Origin of the sequence: Leucobacter sp. cx-328 (genome assembly GCF_014530035.1) — a bacterium.
GTDB lineage: Bacteria > Actinomycetota > Actinomycetes > Actinomycetales > Microbacteriaceae > Leucobacter.
The window spans coordinates 81,474-97,581 of record NZ_JACVMX010000003.1; the positions used below are offsets into that span (position 1 = coordinate 81,474).

Here is a 16,108-nt window from a genome sequence, read left to right on the forward strand (position 1 = left end):
CCCTCTGTGTGTATCGCTTAGGGGCGCGGATCGGTTCCCGCTGAGCCCTGGTCGTTCTCGGTCGCGGGGGAGTCACCCTGCTTGTCGCCGGAAGACTTGTCATCAGTGGACTTTTCGTCGGTTGACTTGTCGTTCTGAGTCTGTCCGCTCTTGGACTTTGCGTCTTTCTTCGGCTTCGGTTTTGCCGGGTCCAGACGCGACACGACGAATGCCGTGCCGTCCTGCTGCATACCGTTGTCGAAGTACTCGATGTGCGCGTCCTCAGTCGCGTCAAATGCGCTCTGGCAGACGAGGTCTTTGTCAACGCAGAAGTCACGGATACGGTTTTCGTATGCCGTCAACGCGCCCTCGCGACGCGGAAAGACTCCGTCGCGATTCATCTTGTATGTGCCGAAATCGTACTTTTCCGACGACTGGAACCTGGGGTTGCCGTACATAACGATCGAACGCACCTGAGCCGCGGCCTCATCAGGAACCTCGCCAGCGGTCACGCCAACCATGCGGTCTTCAGGAGCCGACAGTGCGTCGCCAATAACCAATGCACCTTGGGAATATCCGAGCAAGATATACGACTGCTCGTCGCCACAGGTTTCCGACTGCACGCGCAGGGTGTCCAGCAGCACGCGAACCCCCTTTGATCCGCCTTCACGCACCTCGGTATCGGCGGGGTAGTCCAGATCAACCTGCGTGACCTCATCGGGACGCGCCTTAGAGATTTCACGCGCGACGGGGGAGAGCAGTTGCCCCTTTGTTGGTTCGCCTGTACCGCGCACCGTCACTACAAGGTATGGCGTGCACTCGAGCGGCTCTACCATCGGCTCCGGGTGGAGTGCGAAGTCGTAGGTCTCATCGGTGACCGATGCCGAGTCGACCGACGGCTCCTCAATTGCCTCGGCAACCGCATCACGGGTTGCCGCCGGGTCAACCTGGGGCGAGGAACACGCTACGAGGAGCGGTATCGTGAGCGCGGCCAGTGTGGTCGCGCCGATCCGCGTATACCTTCGAATGATTGATTGCTGCTTCGTCATGCCGTATTGCTTTCGTAACGGAACGTCAGGTGATCTGTGATGCTACGCGCCAAGCAGCGCGTCTTCTTCATCAGCGTCGGTGACCTTTTTGCTGCGCTTTGCTGCGCGAACAGCGTCTGCCTTCCGCACTTTTTCGGAACCGGTGTTCATTCCACGGTATTCCTGACGTGCTGCGTATGTGACACCAATGCCCGCGATGACAATAAAGACATACCATTGCAGTGCATACGAGAGGTGGGGTCCTTCATCGCGCTCAGGGCGAGCTGGCAGTGTGCCATGTTCAGTAGCGATCTCCTCGCCATCGAGCGACGCTTCCTTGACGAGCATGCCGTAGGTTTCGAGGTATGCGTTCGCCTGTGTGCCCGTTACGCGCGCAATCTCAGACGACTGAATACTCGCCACTGTCATGCCATCGGAAGTGCGGCCTGGGATCTCAGGTTCACTCGCGCGCAGTCGCGCCGTGAGTTCGATCTGTCCAGCTGGAACGCTGGGGAGCGATGCTATCGCCATCTCACGCGCAGCAGAGTCTTCCGACTCAGACTGTGCGCCGTCAACGTTTACCCAGCCCCGGTCCACAAAGAAGACCTTGCCATCATTCGTTTTGAACGGCACGATCATGTCTGAGCCAACGCTGCCGGGGCCCGGACGGTTGCGCGCGAGGATGATCGTGTCAAGGTACTCGCCAGTAACGGTAACCTGCTGCCACTTCTGTTTATCCTCATTGAACACCGACCGGTCGGGCACTTCCTCAGCGAGCGGAACAGGATCCGAATCATAATTGAGATCAATGCGATCGATCTCCGCGCGCGCTTCAGCGCGACGTTCAAACTGCCAGTTGCCCAGGTAGACGCAGGCGATCGCAAAGATCACGAGCAGGGCAAAATACCCCAGCCAGCGCGGGGAATAAAGAAACTTCCAGCCTGGAAGCTCGGTGTCACTCTTGGACAACGTCACGATAACTGTTCGCTTTCCGGGGTTGGTGCTGGCAGATCCACCACTGAAAACACTTCGAGTGGGAAACTGCGCGCTTCGAGAAACTCGCGGAGCACTGCAAGGTGCGGCTCACACGCAAGCCAAGTCTTACGTCGATCGGGGGTGTGGATCTTTGGGTTACGCCATTGAATCGCCCACTGTGCTGTGTCGGAGCAGCGGGCGCGTGAACAACGAAAACGCTCATCAAGCTCGCCCCCGAGGCCAATCTGCGGAACCGTGATCATGCGTCGTCACCTTCACTGTCGCGTGAACCACTCCGTCGTTGCGGGTCCACATCAACAACAATCACTGGCTGGGCCTGTGGGTGAGACTCACCAGCAAGCTCCTCCTCGGCGACGAGAGGCTCAAGCTGCAACGGTTCGGGGGCATCAACTTCTTCACCGCCACCGTGAGCCACGGCATTGCCAATCATTACCGCAAACCAGGGAAGAATAATCGCGCCCGCAGCGGACAGCAGAACCCACCAGCCTTGCACCCAGAAGAGGGAGAGTACGCAGGGGACACGAAGACCCATCGAGATGTAATACATCTTCTCGCGATGTGCGCGATCAGCTGCCGGGTTCACGCCAGCGGAGGTTACGCGATAGGTCTTGGACATCCTGCTCCCACGATCAATACCACCCCAGCCTACGCCTTTCGGCCTGAGGAAATGCCCGTGAATCGCCTGCGCGCGCCTGGCATCTCGCCTTCGCCAGGTAACTTAGGCTGTATTCATCTGTATGTCTTTCGAAAGGACTCTCATGACGACTTCCCGTACCGTTCTCGTTACCGGTGGCAACCGCGGCATCGGCTACGCAATCGCTGAGCGCCTGCTTGCCGACGGTCACCGTGTTGCCGTGACGGCACGCTCGGGCGAGGGCCCTGCGGGCTCGCTCACTGTTCGCGCAGACATGACCGATGCCGAGTCCATCGATCGCGCGTTCACCGAGATCGAAGAAGCGTACGGCTCCGTTGAGGTTGTCGTCGCAAACGCGGGCATCACCAAGGACACGCTTCTGCTTCGCATGAGCGAGGAAGATTTCACGAGCGTCATCGACACGAACCTCACCGGCACCTTCCGAGTCGTCAAGCGCGCGGCTAAGGGACTCCTGAAGGGGCGCTTCGGTCGTGTCATCATGATCTCCAGCGTCGTCGGCCTCTACGGTGGCCCTGGTCAGATCAACTACTCGTCATCGAAGGCTGCCCTCGTTGGCTTCGCTCGCTCACTCACTCGCGAGCTCGGTGCACGTAACATCACCGCAAACGTGGTTGCCCCAGGCTTTATCGAGACCGACATGACCGCCGTGTTGCCCGAAGAAACGCAGAAGCAGTACCTCGGCACGATCCCCGCCAACCGTTTCGGTCAGGTGCAGGAAATCGCCGGTGCAGTTTCGTTCCTTGCTGGCGACGACGCCGCGTACATCTCAGGCGCTGTCATCCCGGTCGATGGCGGCCTCGGAATGGGCCACTAATTGCCTGCCGCAACAGCATAAATACAGCCCGGAGTGCATTACGCATCCGGGCTGTATTTACATACACACTTAATTACAGCACCTCTCCAAGCGTGGGTGTAACTACATCTGACCCGTCATTCTGCCGCTTTTCAGCCAGTACCGGCTGCTTCTTGAACTGTCCGCACGCAAACAGGATCACACTGGTCACCGCAAGCACGATCCACCCGGCCACGCCGAGCGGACTCACAAGTGCAGCGTCTGGCTGTGCGCCGGCCGCACCAAGGAGCATGAAGAGTCCAGCCGCTGCGTTCAATGATCCGTGCGCAATGACTGCGGGCCAGAGTGAAGCACTCCGCAGCCGAAGCCAGCCAAAGAACACACCCCAGGCAGCGCACCCGACAACCATGAGGAGTAAGCCAACAACGTCGGTGCGATCAAAGTTGTAGCCCAACAGAATCACTGGCGCATGCCACAGTCCCCAAATAACGCTCGAGATCAACAGCGAGGCCCAGGTGCCCAGCGGACGCAGTGCGGGGAGGAGCCAGCCGCGCCAACCAACCTCCTCGCCGAAGGCGAAGAGACAGTTAAACAGTGCGCCGATCGGAATCGAAGCGATCTGCGCAATGACGAGTAGCGACATTGGTGGCAGCCCGAGGCTTGACGCGTCCATTCCCATTGGCGCGAGCTGCTCATTGAGCAGCTCAGTGAAGCCAGAGAAGCTCACGAGATCTAACTCCAGCCACCCGAGCAACGTTGCTACCCAGACAGAAAACGACACCAGGAGTATTGGAGCGAACATTCCCAATACGATGAACCAAACAACCCTGCCCGCGGGGCGTAGCGGCCAGATGCCCAGCAGACGAGGCCGTTGCTCTTGCGGACACTTCAACAGGAAAACCACGACCGAGGTTGCGATAAGCGGCGTGAACATCATGCCACTTGCAATTGCTCCAAACAACGCCTGATAGCCGGGACGCTCCGAATCCAGTAGCCATAGGGGGAGCGCCGCTACCCAAGCGAGTCCCATTGCAACAGTCGTGAACACAATGACAGCGCGCCAGGGAACTTGAGTGAACCTACCCGATCGAGACACAGGGCGCTCCTTCAACTAGCAAAAACAGAGGGAAGCCCTCCACTAGAAATCCTAGTGGAGGGCTTCCCTCTGTTGACAAGCAGTTTGGCTTAGTGACCTTCGTGCTTCGCCTTCTCGATCTCACCCGCGGTGGGGGGAACGATGCGGTCCTCGTAGAACCAGCGGCTCATGCCTGCACGGAGACGCTGCGAGAACTTAATCTGGCCGTTGTCGTCCGGGCGGAGCATCATGGGGGCGTAATCGTCGTAGCTGACGAGCTCCCAGCGCTCGTACTCGCTGAGCTCCTTGTGGACCTCGACGAACTCGCCGCCCGGCATGCGGACTATGCGACCCGACTCGAAGCCGTGGAGCGCGATGCTGCGATCCTTCTTCTGGAGGCCAAGGCAGATGCGCTTCGTAAGGATGTACGCAACGATCGGGCCAATGAAGAGGAGCGCCTGCAGGGTGTGAATGACACCCTCCATCGAGAGCTGGAAGTGCGTTGCCATGAGGTCAGAGCTTGCGCCTGCCCACATAACAGCGTAGAAGGTGACGCCTGCCGCACCGATAGCGGTACGGGTCGGAGCGTTACGCGGACGATCAAGGATGTGGTGCTCGCGCTTGTCGCCGGTTACCCAAGCTTCAACGAAGGGGTAGATCGCCGCAAGAATGAGCCAGACACCAATGATGATCAGCGGAAGCAGCATGTTCCAAGACCAGGTGTAGCCGAACCATTCAGTCTCGAGCCCCGGGGGAACGAGACGAAGCATGCCATCGGCAAAACCGATGTACCAGTCAGGCTGAGTACCAGCCGAAACCGGTGACGGGTCGTACGGGCCGTAGTTCCAAATCGGGTTGATGCCAACGAAGGTTGCGATCATCAGAACAACACCGAAGACGATGAAGAAGAAGCCGCCAGCCTTCGCCGCGTACACGGGAAGAACGGGGAAGCCAACTACGTTATTTTCAGTCTTGCCGGGGCCGGGGTACTGCGTGTGCTTGTGGATGACCACGAAAGCAAGGTGCAGTGCGACGAAGAGGATGACCAAAGCAGGCAGCAACATGATGTGCAGCATGTACAGGCGACCAACGATATCGGTACCGGGGAACTCGCCACCAAAGAAGAGGAAGGAGAGCCAGGTGCCAATGACGGGGATTGCCTTGATGATGCCATCAATAATGCGCAGGCCGTTACCCGACAGAACGTCATCGGGGAGCGAGTAGCCGGTGAAGCCCTCTGCCATTGCGAGAACGAAGAGAACGAAGCCAATGACCCAGTTCAGCTCACGGGGCTTACGGAAAGCGCCAGTGAAGAAGATACGGAGCATGTGAAGGCCGATTGACGCAACAAAGAGCAGAGCTGCCCAGTGGTGGACGTGGCGCATCAACAGGCCGCCGCGAACCGAGAACGAAATGTCCAAGGTCGAGGCCATTGCTGCCGACATCTCTACGCCCTTCATAGGAACGTAGGGACCCGTGTAGTGAGTCTCAACCATCGACGCCTGGAAGAACAGGGTCAGGAAGGTTCCTGAGAGGAGGATGATGACGAAGCTATACAGCGCCACCTCTCCAAGGAGGAACGACCAGTGGTCGGGGAAGACCTTACGGCCAAACTCCTTGACTGCAACGCCGATCTTGGTGCGATCGTCGATGTAGGAGGAAGCCGCAGACGTGAAGCGGGTCGAGCCGCTCTGTGCGGTGGTATCAGTTACGGTGCTCACTTCAGGCGCTCCCAATAGCTCGGACCGACAGGTTCATGGAAATCGCTCTGCGCCACGAGGTAGCCTTCGCTGTCAACCGTGATCGGCAGCTGGGGGAGAGGACGCTTAGCGGGACCGAACACAACCTTTGCTTCCTGCGACACGTCAAACTGCGACTGGTGGCACGGGCAGAGGAGGTGGTGGGTGTGCTGCTCGTACAGAGCAACGGGGCAACCGACGTGGGTGCAAACCTTTGAGTAAGCAACAATGCCGTTGTATGCCCAGTCTTCGCGACCCGGGCTCGGGTGGAGCTCCTTCTCGTCCAGACGCATCAGGAGAACAATCGCCTTCGCCTTCTGGTTGAGAATGTCGCTTGCAGCAGCAAGGTTCTCGGGAACAACGTGGAACGCCGAGCCGATGGTAACGTCTGCCGCGCGGATTGCGCCACCGACGTTTGCGCCGCCGAGGTCACGTGCGAGGCGGGTGCCCTTCTCCCACATGGTGTGGCGGAGAACCTCTACCGGATCGATGTCCTGCGGTGCGAGACCGCGGAGGAGAGTGATGCCGGGAATCGGGAACGCGATAAGCGCGCCCAGGAGGCTGTTGCGGACAAGAGTACGACGCGAGAAGCCCGACTCCTTGTCAGCGAGCTCGAATACCTCAGCTGCGGTTTCGCGCACCTCAGGTGCACTTGCCACAGGGTGGCGGTAATCGATCGACTCGTGGTCAGCCATGAGGGCCTTGCCCCAGTGGACTGCGCCGATACCGAGCGCGAGCAGCGAGAGCGTCATGCCGAGGCCGACGAACACCGTGTGCATGCGGATCGATGCGAGAGCACCGTCCTCGATCGGGAAGAACATGTACGCGAGAACCGCGCCAAGGCTTCCTACGATCGAGAGGTAGAAGAGGGTGTAAACAGCGCGGTTCGCGCTCTTTTCCTTCTTCGGGTCGATATCAGTAACGCGCTTCCGATGAGGGGGAAGCCCGGGATTCTGCACTGCGTCAGACGAAATGACCGCGGTTCCCACCGAGGCACCGTCACCGCTGTGGCCGTGGGCGCCGACGACAGCGTCCTGAGCGCCGTCGTTCTTCGCTTCCTCTGCCATGTTGCTCCTTGACTTAAGAAATAAACTGCTGATGCGTTGCCGCTAGTTGGACTTCGCGGTGACCCAAACGGTCAGACCGACGATAAGGCCGAGGCCAATAACCCAGATGAAGAGACCCTCTGCAACCGGACCAAGTGAACCGAGCTTGAAGCCGCCAACGGCAGGCTCGTTCTCGATGTACTTGAGGTACGAGATGATGTCTGCCTTGTCCTGCGGCGCGAGGTTTGCGTCGTTGAAGACAGGCATGTTCTGGGGGCCGGTCACCATTGCGTTGTAGATGTGCGTCGCCTCGACGCCATCAAGCGAAGGAGCGAACTTGCCCTGGGTCAGCGCACCGCCAGCTGCTGCAACGTTGTGGCACATTGCGCAGTTAATGCGGAACAGATCTCCACCGCGAGCGATGTCACCGTCAGCCTGGAGGTACTGCGACTCGGGGAGTGCAGGGCCAGGAGCCAGCGATGCTACGTACGCAGCCATTTCGAGGGTCTGCTCCTCGGTGAACTGCTGAGGCTTCACCATGCCCTGAGGGCCCTGGAACGCGAGGGGCATACGGCCAGTTCCGACCTGGAAGTGTACCGAAGCTGCGCCCACACCGATAAGGGTGGGGCCGTCTACCGTTCCTTCTGCATTGATGCCGTGGCAAGTTGCACAGTTTGCACCGAACAGCTTGCGTCCTTCATCGATTACCTCAGTCGAGTTGAGGTCAACCTCTGCGGTTGCCGAAGTCTGGGTGAAGCCGGCATATGCAGCGCCGGTAACAACGAGACCCACAGCGAGCAGAGCAATGGTGGCCAGCGGATGGCGGCGACCAGTCTGTCGATTCTTCTTGGCGATTGCCATGATCTTCTAACTCCTGAGCTTTACTTAAGTACGTAAACGATGAGGAACAGAATGATCCACACAACGTCGACGAAGTGCCAGTAGTACGACACGACGACAGCGGTGGTCTCTTCCTTATGCGTGAAGTTCTTGACCGCGTAGATACGACCGATCACGAGGAGGAACGCAACCAGGCCGAGCGACACGTGAATGCCGTGGAAGCCAGTGGTCATGTAGAAGGCCGAGCCGTAAGGATCGCTCATGAGGGTGACACCCTCAGAAACGAACGTTGCGTACTCGTAGGACTGGCCAGCAACGAAGATCGCACCGAGGATGAAGGTGAGATAGAACCACTCAACCGTTCCCCAGTTACGGATTCCGCGGCCAGTACGGCGGGGCTGCATACGCTCTGCCGCAAACACGCCTGCCTGTGCGGTGAACGAAGACGCCACCAGGATCAAGGTGTTAATAAGGGCAAAAGTGAAGTTGTGCTTCTCGGTCTGCGTTGCCCACACATCGGGGTTCATGGCCCGAAGCGTGAAGTAGATCGCGAAGAGGCCTGCGAAGAACATGACCTCGCTGCCCAGCCACACGATCGTGCCGACGGCGACGATATTGGGTCGCTTAACCGCGGGCACGGCTGACTTGGTATTCATAGTGGTCTTGGTCACCCTTCCATTATGGCTGAAAGTTTGGTGTGCATTTTTCATCGCAGCGCAAAGTATGCAGATTACTGCGAAATACCTGACAATCCTATCGTGAACCGAAGAGCTTTGTGTGCCACGCCTCGCCGTGGCGTGCCGGATAGTATTTACGTATGATCGATGCTCAGACCTGGCCAGCAGTCCTCACCGCCCTACTTGCGGGGGAAGACCTCAGTGTTTCCCAGTCGGAATGGGCAATGTCCCAGGTAATGACCGGCGCCGCGACGCAAGCGCAAATGGGCGCATTCCTCGTTGGGCTTCGCAGCAAGGGCACAACCGTGGAAGAAGTAATTGGCTTCCGCGACGCAATCCTCGAGGAGGCGCGGCCGATTTCCCTTCCCGCAATGTCGCTCGACATCGTAGGTACGGGTGGTGATCGGTACGGTACCGTCAACATTTCGTCAATGTCGTCCATTGTCGCTGCTGCAGCAGGGACACCCGTAGTGAAGCACGGTAATCGCGCAGCGTCGAGCAAGTCAGGTTCTTCCGACGTTCTGTCTGAGCTCGGAATTGACCTCACCCTTGACGCTGGCCAACTCGCTGCATCGTTTGACGAAGCTGGAATTGCGTTTGTTCACGCTGCGCACTTCCTTCCCGGATTCCGCCACGTTGCGCCCGCGCGCAAGGAACTCGGTATCCCTACTGTGTTCAACTTCCTCGGCCCGCTTTGCAACCCGGTTCGTCCCGAAGCGTCTGCGGTCGGCGTATCTGACATTGATCGCATTCCGCTCTTCGTTGGCGTCTTCCGCCTACGTGGAGCTTCCGCGCTCGTCTTCCGCGGCGACGATGGGCTAGACGAGCTCACGACTACCGGCCACTCCCGTCTGTGGGAGATTTCGCGCGGCAACTTGAGTGAGCACGACATTGATCCGCGCGACCTCGGCCTGCCCCGCGCAAAGATGGAGGATCTGCTCGGCGGCACCCCACAGGAGAACGCAGAGGTTGTTCACCGAGTAATGGCCGGCGAGCGCGGGCCCGTCCGTGACATCGTGCTATTGAACTCAGCCGCGGGTCTCGTGTCTTACGATCTCGCATCCAAGCCAGACGCTGACGAGCGCCCGCTGCTCGTTCGCCTTCGCGAGGGAATCGAGCGTGCAGAGGCCGCGATTGATAGCGGCGCTGCAGCAGCAAAACTCGAGGCTTGGGCCACTGCAACCTCACGCCAGGCTGCCGCACAGTAGCAATAAACGTAGGGAGCCGATCCGCCAAGTGAATGGTGGATCGGCTCCCTACGAATATGTGCGAACTACGCAGCCGGCTTGGTTGCAGTAGCCTCAACCTTTGGCACTACTCGGCTATATGTGGCGAGGAATGGCATGGGATCTACCGGAACGCCCTGGATCTCAACGACCAGGTGCAAATGGGCGCCGAAGGACAATCCTGTGTTACCGACATTTCCGGCAACATCGCCCTTCTTAATGGCGTCGCCAACCTGCCAGCTGTGGGAGTCGGTCTGCATGTGACAGTAACGGCTCTTGGTAGCCTTGCCGTCAATCTCATGCTGAATTTCGAGCGCAAAACCACACGCCTCAGTAATGAACGGCCCGGCACTGACAACGCCATCTGCAATTGCGAGCACTGGCGACCCCTCAGCAATACCGAAGTCCTGCGCAGCGTGGAACTGCTCGACAGGTTCTGACCGGTAACTAAAGCCGTCCGTAAGTACTGATGGCTGATTAAGTGGGTACCCAACGATCGCGTCGGGGAGGGCGAAGAAGTTGCTTCCAACGTCAGCGCCAAGGGCCACCGCGGGGATCTCGCCAAGCGCGCTCGCAGTGCTGTCATCATTGCCGATAGCACTGTAGAACTTTTGCCCTGCGACGTTCTCACTGCCGCCGGCTGCTGTTGCCGCAAGCGAAGGCAATGCGAGCGAGAGCACCAGACCGGCAGCGCTGGCTGCTCCTGTAACTTGGAGCGCGCGCTTCAGCTTGGAGATCGGACGGGCAGGCGCTTCATGAGCATCCTGCGGCATCTCCTTCCGCTCGTTGGGCAGGGTAGCGATTGTCGTGATTGCCGCGGTCGAGACTTCGGCAAGCTGTTCACGCATCCGGATTTCGCGTCGCGACGGAAACGCTCGCGGCGTGGAATTACTATCGGAGTTCATACATCCCTGAATATAGGCGGTCGAGCAGTCAACACTCTAAGGTAACGATTATGTTACAGCGATGCAATTTGAGACACCAGTCAGGTGCGCCTCGAATGACCGCATTTGCACCTAATCTCCAGGTTTTACCTGCGCCGCGCCTTTTGCGTTTGTCACAAACGCCTCGATTAGATCGAGATTTTTCACACCCCGAGTAGATTCAACGCCACTCGACACATCAGCGCCCCCCGCACCGGAACGAGTCAACAGCTCAGATACGTTTGCGGGGGAGAGGCCGCCCGCGAGGAGCCATTCGTTGCCGAGGTGCAGCCGCGCAGCGGCATCCACGTCCCACAGATCTCCTGAACCCGGCACGCTGCCATCAAGGAGCAAACGTTCCTCACCACACTCGCCAGCCGCAATCTCTGGCTCATCACTTAATGATGCCGCACGCCAGACCCGGAGGCCTGCAGTACGTGCGTACTCAAAGTCAGCAGGAGAGTAGCCGCCATGCAACTGCAGCACGTCCGCCCCGTATGTTGCCATTCGCGCAATTGCTTCGTTCACATCGATGCCGCGCACCACGAGCACGGTGTCTACCGCGCGGCCGAGCTCTGCAGCCGCACCTCGGGCGGCGCGAAGCACTGGCTGTGCCAGATCCGCATCAATGTGGCGTGGGCTCTGAGGGTACGACACCACGCCAATGGCATCAGCTCCGGCGCGCACTGCGAAGTCAGCGGTGCGCGGATCTGTGATTCCGCAGATTTTCACATACATGCGTCGGAAATTCCGTTCTGACATCTTCTGCCTATTCACCAGCCTGCTCCCCAAAGAGACAGGCGGTCTGGAAGCGTAGGGTAAGGCTTCCGTCGATCGTAAACCGATCATTGATTGACAGTGAGGAGACAGGGTGAGCATCACTCACAAAGACCTGTTGAGATCTCATCTTATCTTCGAGCGAATACCCGGCCGATTGCCACGCGCCAACAATGGTTGCCACCGCGTTTCCACCTTCGTCACCGGAAAGAACTACGGTGAGTGATCCCGAGGTGCCGTGAGCTTGCCCATCAGAGGTTGCGCAAGCTTCGCGCACGAGCACCGGCATGGCCTCTAAGCTGGCCGTCGGCAATTCGGAGTCCTGCTGCAGTTTTGGACGGGAATCCGTAACCTCACTGGCGTGCTCAAGTAGCTCCGAAATCTGCGCATCGGCATCAGCAATAGAGAAGACCTGCTGGGGGAGTTCAGCTTCGTCAGTCCACTCCACTTCGGCTCGCTCTGAGGTGATAAATCGCTGGGCCATGCCGGTAGCCCAAGTTACGTTGCTGCTCGCCATTCCGCCACCAAGCACCAGGGTTCCGAGCAGCAAGGAAGCAGACACCGTAAGTGATATCAGCCAAGGCCTAGATCTATGCCAGGCCGCAAGCGCAGTGCCACAGGCGATCACAGTCAATGCAATTGCAAGGCTGGCATAAGTGCTGTCAAGTGACTCACTTGCCGCCGTAATTGCGTCGAGCCAGGCTTCACTGGAATTGACATCATTGGGATCGAATCCTTCAGCTGCGTTGACGGCAAGCGCATTCAGCAACAGCCAACCGCAAAGCCACAGGACAGCAAGTGGGAGGACGGTCGCAGCTGCAAGCTGAGCGTCTCGTTTCCATGAACGCGCCTGAGGTTCAAGATTTGGCATACGCAGAGCATATCCGCCTGCAGGGAGAGGTGCTCGACATCAATGAGCTGACATAATATAGATTATCCGCGCATACCCACCATTGAGAAATGGCCCCAGATCTGGACGTTTACGGCGTAGCTGGACGCGATGCCCACAGCAACGGCGCGTGCAGGGTCAGTAAGCCCTGCACATGCCACGCTTAGGATCGATCTGGGAGAACTTGCACCGTCGGCTCAGCGTCGCATACGGGCGCGATCGACAGCGCACTGAACGCGAATGGGTGCGTGACGCGATCCACGCTCAGCGGGCAATGTTTAACGCCGGCGGGAATGTAGATCGAACCCGACTGGGCGATGTAACTTTCTTCACCGTCGATCGTCATAGTGAGCACTGCGCCGCGATCTCGCGACCCTCACCCCGGTTTTTCTACGTGTGTAGATAAGTAAATCAGGTTTGGCGATGTTTGACCAGCAACACAGTTACTTCTTACCGCTCCCCAAACGCAATAGTGCGCGAGCAGCGAGCGCAGACAGGCCAATCGCGCCGAACTGCCCCGAACCTAACATGAGCGCGGATCGGCCAGACATCCAAGACCACAACGCCAACAGCAGCGCACCGACGATCAGAGCCCAGCCACAGAGCGCAAGCCCAATTGAAGCGGCCTGGCCGAGCGTCACGGTGCCGCGTGCGGTGGCGGGCTTGAGCACGCAGGCAATCGCGAACGCACTCACGCCGAGCGCGAGACCACCGAATACGTCACTGGGGCGATGCCAGCCATACTCCAGGAGCTGCCAGGCGGCAGCTCCGAGCACCGCCGCGCCAACGACCAGCACGAGCGCGCGGAATCGTGCAGGCACCGCCCACACCAAGCCACCGATGAGCACAGTGAATACGGTCATGTGTCCACTGGGAAAGGTATTGGGCACGTCAAACTCGAAGAGCTCAGGTCGCGTGAGGAGTTCCAGCTTCAGGAGCTGTGATGCTGCGATGCCGAGCCCTGGAACAATAACCACGACCAGCGCGCGCCGAATTCCGTGGGCAAAAAACGCAATCATGCCGATCACAACAAGCGAGACGCCGATCATCGGTACCGAAACAAGGTTGAGCGGAGGCGGCGGTTGCGTGGTGAAATCAGCGGCGTCGAGCACGCTGTTTTCTGCGCGCTGTCCCAGTTCGAGTTGCACGCCGAGCAGATACGATCCGCCGCCAACGATTGCCCAGAACAGCAGAGTCCACAGTGCCGTGCGGCGACCTGCTGTTTGTTTCATGGGCGTTCCTTCCGACTAGCCATCGCCAAACGTTACACCGAGTGCCAGCTCCGCATAGCTGCGCACCGCCGCTCTCGCAACGGATCGTGGCGTCGTGTCTCCCACGAGCGGGTAGAGATCATAAGCGTCCTCAAGCGCGACCAAATTGCGTGAAATGATTGCTGGGGCCGAGGCGAGTGTGAATTCTCCCGTGCCGGCACCAATTTCGATGAGCGTGCGGTACAGCATGACCTGCCGTTCCGTAATTGCGCGATGCGCTGGCCTGTACTGCGGGTGTTCTGCGAGTACAGGGATGCTCTCATATACGTGTCGAAGCTCGTCGCTGATGACGTCTGGGACGCCAGCATCGATCATCGCCAAGATCCGCTGCGCCGCGGATTCAGGCCGGTCTAGAATCTGCTGTCTCTGCTCTGCGAATTGCTCCATGGCGCCCGAGATGGCGGTCATCTGCAGTTCGTTCACGCTCTCGAAGTAGTGCAAGACGTTTGCGGGGCTCATTGCAGCTTCTGCTGCAACAGCGCGCACGTTTACCTGGCGTTGCGGGCGCGATCGTGCCACTCGCCAAAACGCGCGGATGATGTCTTCGCGGCGCTCGCTTCTGCGCTGGTCAATGACGCTCATGGTTTACACCCTATTGCTCAGATGTATCCGTGAGGTGAGTGAACCGCACCCACGGACCCATCAAGAGCCAACTCGCTTCACTCCCCCACGACCTTCACCGATTCGGTGAGCCCTGCGTAGTACTTGGGCTTTCGCGCTTTGAGCACGAGTCCCACGATGATGCCGCCCATGAAGAGAATCGGCGTGGGCAAGAGAAGGACCTGGTTAATACCGCCTTCAAAGCCGGTGACGATTTCAAAGTTCAGGACGATGAGCACGTATCCTGCAATAAGGCCGAGAGCGCCAATCGTTGGCGCCACGAGCACGCGCCAGGCGCTGTACCCGCGACGATCTTTCACGAAGTACAAGACCACCGCAACCGCCGTGACCGCCTGAGCGAAGACCAGCCCCTGCACGCCAGTTGCGTATGTCCAGAGTGCGAGTCCAAGGAATGGATCAGCCTGGACCAGGATTGCCACGAGTACCCCAAGCAATGAGAACGCGCTGAGCGTGAGACTAGCGACGGCCGGCGACTGGCTCTTTGCGCTCGCACGGCCGAGCGCGCGTGGCAATAAGCCTTCCCGGCCGAGCGAGAACAGGTAGCGTGTGCAAGCGTTGTGGAACGACAGCACGCAGGCAAAGAAGCTGGTCACGATCAAGATCTTCATAACAAATGTAGCCCACGCCCCGGCATAGACGCCAGTACCTTCAATCACCATGGTCTCGAAAGCGTCGCTCCGAGCGAGTTCGATGATGCCGTCGACACCAAAGGCAGCAGTAAGCATCCAGAAGGTGAAGGCGTAGAACACGCCGAGGAACGCAATCGACAGAATGGTCGCCCGCGGAATAGTGCGTTCCGGCCGCTTGGCCTCTTCTGCATAGATTGCTGTGCTCTCAAACCCCAAAAAGGCGCCGAAACCCATCACAAACAGTGCACCGGCACCTGTCGCGAAGAACACATTGCTGGGATCAAACGAGGCAAGGCTCCAGGGTTCGGGACCGCCGTCGACGAGCACAGCGACCGAGAGCACGAGAAGAATTCCGAGTTCGAGCGCGAGGAGTACTGCCAGAATTTTGGCACCAACATCAACCTTGCGATATCCGAGGAACGCAACAATCAAGACTGCAATGAGCGACCACACTCCCCACGGCAAGTCAATGCCAAAGAGTTCCGCGAAGGTGAATTGGGCGAAGAAACCAATGAAGCCATAGAACGAGATCACCAACGAGATGTACGCGAACACGGTGATTGACGAGACGCCAATCCCAAACGGCTTGCCCATCCCCCTCGAGACGTATGCATAGAATGCGCCCGCGTTTCGCACACTTTTCGACATTGCAGTGAAGCCGAGTGCGAAGAAAATCAGCACAATGGAACAGAACAAGATCGCACCAGGAGCCCCAATGCCGCCCATTCGGAACGACGTGATCGCACCGCTCAAAATGACAGTGAGTGGCGCTGCGGCTGAGATAACGAAGAACACAATGTCCCAGGTACCAAGCCGGGCTTGTGCCAGCGCATTGGGGGCGCGTGTGGTCGATTGCTCACTCTGACTCATTGAAAGACTCCCTTGTCTCATTGCGGCGAAAGCGCAACATTGAACAGTGATCCACTCTTCAGCATTGAATGAAT

General features: G+C 58.7%; 17 protein-coding genes. 2 read left to right on the forward strand and 15 right to left on the reverse strand.

The genetic code is table 11. The annotated features are described in order from the left end of the window. Positions 1-17 precede the first annotated feature (17 nt). The 3 genes from ICL81_RS05200 to ICL81_RS05210 form a co-directional block, all read right to left on the reverse strand. Positions 18-1,028, reverse strand: coding sequence for a cutinase family protein (locus ICL81_RS05200; protein ID WP_188033890.1), 1,011 nt, complete (start codon positions 1,026-1,028; stop codon positions 18-20). 42 nt (positions 1,029-1,070) lie between these two features. After that, positions 1,071-1,982 carry an SURF1 family protein gene (locus ICL81_RS05205; RefSeq protein ID WP_353055423.1) on the reverse strand — a complete coding sequence of 304 codons (912 nt, stop codon included), beginning with the start codon at positions 1,980-1,982 and terminating at the stop codon, positions 1,071-1,073. Positions 1,983-2,241: 259 nt separating this feature from the next. Further along, the gene (locus tag ICL81_RS05210) at positions 2,242-2,619 is read right to left on the reverse strand and encodes a DUF3099 domain-containing protein (RefSeq protein ID WP_188033891.1); all 378 of its coding nucleotides are present in this window, start codon (positions 2,617-2,619) and stop codon (positions 2,242-2,244) included. Between the two features lie 142 nt (positions 2,620-2,761). Between ICL81_RS05210 and fabG the strand changes: the two genes are divergently transcribed. Then, on the forward strand, positions 2,762-3,472 hold the full coding sequence (gene fabG / locus ICL81_RS05215) for a 3-oxoacyl-ACP reductase FabG (protein ID WP_188033892.1): 711 nt from the start codon (positions 2,762-2,764) through the stop codon (positions 3,470-3,472). A 73-nt stretch (positions 3,473-3,545) separates the two neighbouring features. On the opposite strand, the gene ICL81_RS11945 is transcribed toward fabG, so the two are convergent. From ICL81_RS11945 to ICL81_RS05240, 5 genes are all read right to left on the reverse strand, one after another. After that, positions 3,546-4,232, reverse strand: coding sequence for a CPBP family intramembrane glutamic endopeptidase (locus ICL81_RS11945; protein WP_353055424.1), 687 nt, complete (start codon positions 4,230-4,232; stop codon positions 3,546-3,548). Positions 4,233-4,636: 404 nt separating this feature from the next. Further along, positions 4,637-6,247 carry a ubiquinol-cytochrome c reductase cytochrome b subunit gene (locus ICL81_RS05225; protein WP_188033893.1) on the reverse strand — a complete coding sequence of 537 codons (1,611 nt, stop codon included), beginning with the start codon at positions 6,245-6,247 and terminating at the stop codon, positions 4,637-4,639. Continuing rightward, positions 6,244-7,332, reverse strand: coding sequence for a ubiquinol-cytochrome c reductase iron-sulfur subunit (locus ICL81_RS05230; RefSeq protein ID WP_188033894.1), 1,089 nt, complete (start codon positions 7,330-7,332; stop codon positions 6,244-6,246). Before ICL81_RS05230 ends, ICL81_RS05225 begins: the two co-directional genes overlap by 4 nt. Positions 7,333-7,374: 42 nt before the next feature. Continuing rightward, positions 7,375-8,172 (reverse strand): c-type cytochrome, encoded by a 798-nt coding sequence (locus ICL81_RS05235; protein ID WP_188033895.1) that lies wholly within the window; start codon positions 8,170-8,172, stop codon positions 7,375-7,377. A gap of 20 nt (positions 8,173-8,192) precedes the next feature. Then, positions 8,193-8,807: a heme-copper oxidase subunit III gene (locus ICL81_RS05240; protein WP_188024237.1), complete on the reverse strand. Its 615-nt coding sequence runs from the start codon at positions 8,805-8,807 to the stop codon at positions 8,193-8,195. Between the two features lie 161 nt (positions 8,808-8,968). Here ICL81_RS05240 and trpD point away from each other — a divergent pair, with 161 nt between their 5' ends. Next, positions 8,969-10,036 carry an anthranilate phosphoribosyltransferase gene (trpD, locus tag ICL81_RS05245; protein WP_188033896.1) on the forward strand — a complete coding sequence of 356 codons (1,068 nt, stop codon included), beginning with the start codon at positions 8,969-8,971 and terminating at the stop codon, positions 10,034-10,036. Positions 10,037-10,101: 65 nt separating this feature from the next. Here the strand turns inward: trpD and ICL81_RS05250 are convergent, their stop codons facing one another. From ICL81_RS05250 to ICL81_RS05280, 7 genes are all read right to left on the reverse strand, one after another. Further along, positions 10,102-10,902: a M23 family metallopeptidase gene (locus ICL81_RS05250; RefSeq protein WP_188033897.1), complete on the reverse strand. Its 801-nt coding sequence runs from the start codon at positions 10,900-10,902 to the stop codon at positions 10,102-10,104. Between the two features lie 168 nt (positions 10,903-11,070). Next, positions 11,071-11,739, reverse strand: a complete 669-nt coding sequence (locus ICL81_RS05255) for a phosphoribosylanthranilate isomerase (protein WP_251381815.1) — start codon at positions 11,737-11,739, stop codon at positions 11,071-11,073. A 7-nt stretch (positions 11,740-11,746) separates the two neighbouring features. Continuing rightward, a complete protein-coding gene (locus tag ICL81_RS05260; protein WP_188033898.1) occupies positions 11,747-12,625 on the reverse strand; it encodes a hypothetical protein in 879 nt (292 codons plus the stop codon). 181 nt (positions 12,626-12,806) lie between these two features. Next, the gene (locus ICL81_RS05265) at positions 12,807-12,989 is read right to left on the reverse strand and encodes a hypothetical protein (RefSeq protein ID WP_188033899.1); all 183 of its coding nucleotides are present in this window, start codon (positions 12,987-12,989) and stop codon (positions 12,807-12,809) included. A gap of 97 nt (positions 12,990-13,086) precedes the next feature. After that, the gene (locus ICL81_RS05270) at positions 13,087-13,875 is read right to left on the reverse strand and encodes a phosphatase PAP2 family protein (RefSeq protein ID WP_188033900.1); all 789 of its coding nucleotides are present in this window, start codon (positions 13,873-13,875) and stop codon (positions 13,087-13,089) included. A 15-nt stretch (positions 13,876-13,890) separates the two neighbouring features. Beyond that, the gene (locus ICL81_RS05275) at positions 13,891-14,496 is read right to left on the reverse strand and encodes a hypothetical protein (protein WP_188033901.1); all 606 of its coding nucleotides are present in this window, start codon (positions 14,494-14,496) and stop codon (positions 13,891-13,893) included. A gap of 77 nt (positions 14,497-14,573) precedes the next feature. Further along, positions 14,574-16,034 (reverse strand): APC family permease, encoded by a 1,461-nt coding sequence (locus ICL81_RS05280; protein ID WP_188033902.1) that lies wholly within the window; start codon positions 16,032-16,034, stop codon positions 14,574-14,576. Positions 16,035-16,108: the final 74 nt, after the last annotated feature.

Bases quoted from the DNA above. Each gene is read 5' to 3' on its own strand.
- ICL81_RS05200 (WP_188033890.1), bottom strand. From the start codon at position 1,028: ATGACGAAGCAGCAATCAATCATTCGAAGGTATACGCGGATCGGCGCG.
- trpD (WP_188033896.1), top strand. From the start codon at position 8,969: ATGATCGATGCTCAGACCTGGCCAGCAGTCCTCACCGCCCTACTTGCG.
- ICL81_RS05210 (WP_188033891.1), bottom strand. From the start codon at position 2,619: ATGTCCAAGACCTATCGCGTAACCTCCGCTGGCGTGAACCCGGCAGCT.
- ICL81_RS05255 (WP_251381815.1), bottom strand. From the start codon at position 11,739: ATGTCAGAACGGAATTTCCGACGCATGTATGTGAAAATCTGCGGAATC.
- ICL81_RS05250 (WP_188033897.1), bottom strand. From the start codon at position 10,902: ATGCGTGAACAGCTTGCCGAAGTCTCGACCGCGGCAATCACGACAATC.
- ICL81_RS05275 (WP_188033901.1), bottom strand. From the start codon at position 14,496: ATGAGCGTCATTGACCAGCGCAGAAGCGAGCGCCGCGAAGACATCATC.
- ICL81_RS05230 (WP_188033894.1), bottom strand. From the start codon at position 7,332: ATGGCAGAGGAAGCGAAGAACGACGGCGCTCAGGACGCTGTCGTCGGC.
- fabG (WP_188033892.1), top strand. From the start codon at position 2,762: ATGACGACTTCCCGTACCGTTCTCGTTACCGGTGGCAACCGCGGCATC.
- ICL81_RS05265 (WP_188033899.1), bottom strand. From the start codon at position 12,989: ATGACGATCGACGGTGAAGAAAGTTACATCGCCCAGTCGGGTTCGATC.
- ICL81_RS05260 (WP_188033898.1), bottom strand. From the start codon at position 12,625: ATGCCAAATCTTGAACCTCAGGCGCGTTCATGGAAACGAGACGCTCAG.
- ICL81_RS05270 (WP_188033900.1), bottom strand. From the start codon at position 13,875: ATGAAACAAACAGCAGGTCGCCGCACGGCACTGTGGACTCTGCTGTTC.
- ICL81_RS05235 (WP_188033895.1), bottom strand. From the start codon at position 8,172: ATGGCAATCGCCAAGAAGAATCGACAGACTGGTCGCCGCCATCCGCTG.
- ICL81_RS05280 (WP_188033902.1), bottom strand. From the start codon at position 16,034: ATGAGTCAGAGTGAGCAATCGACCACACGCGCCCCCAATGCGCTGGCA.
- ICL81_RS05240 (WP_188024237.1), bottom strand. From the start codon at position 8,807: ATGAATACCAAGTCAGCCGTGCCCGCGGTTAAGCGACCCAATATCGTC.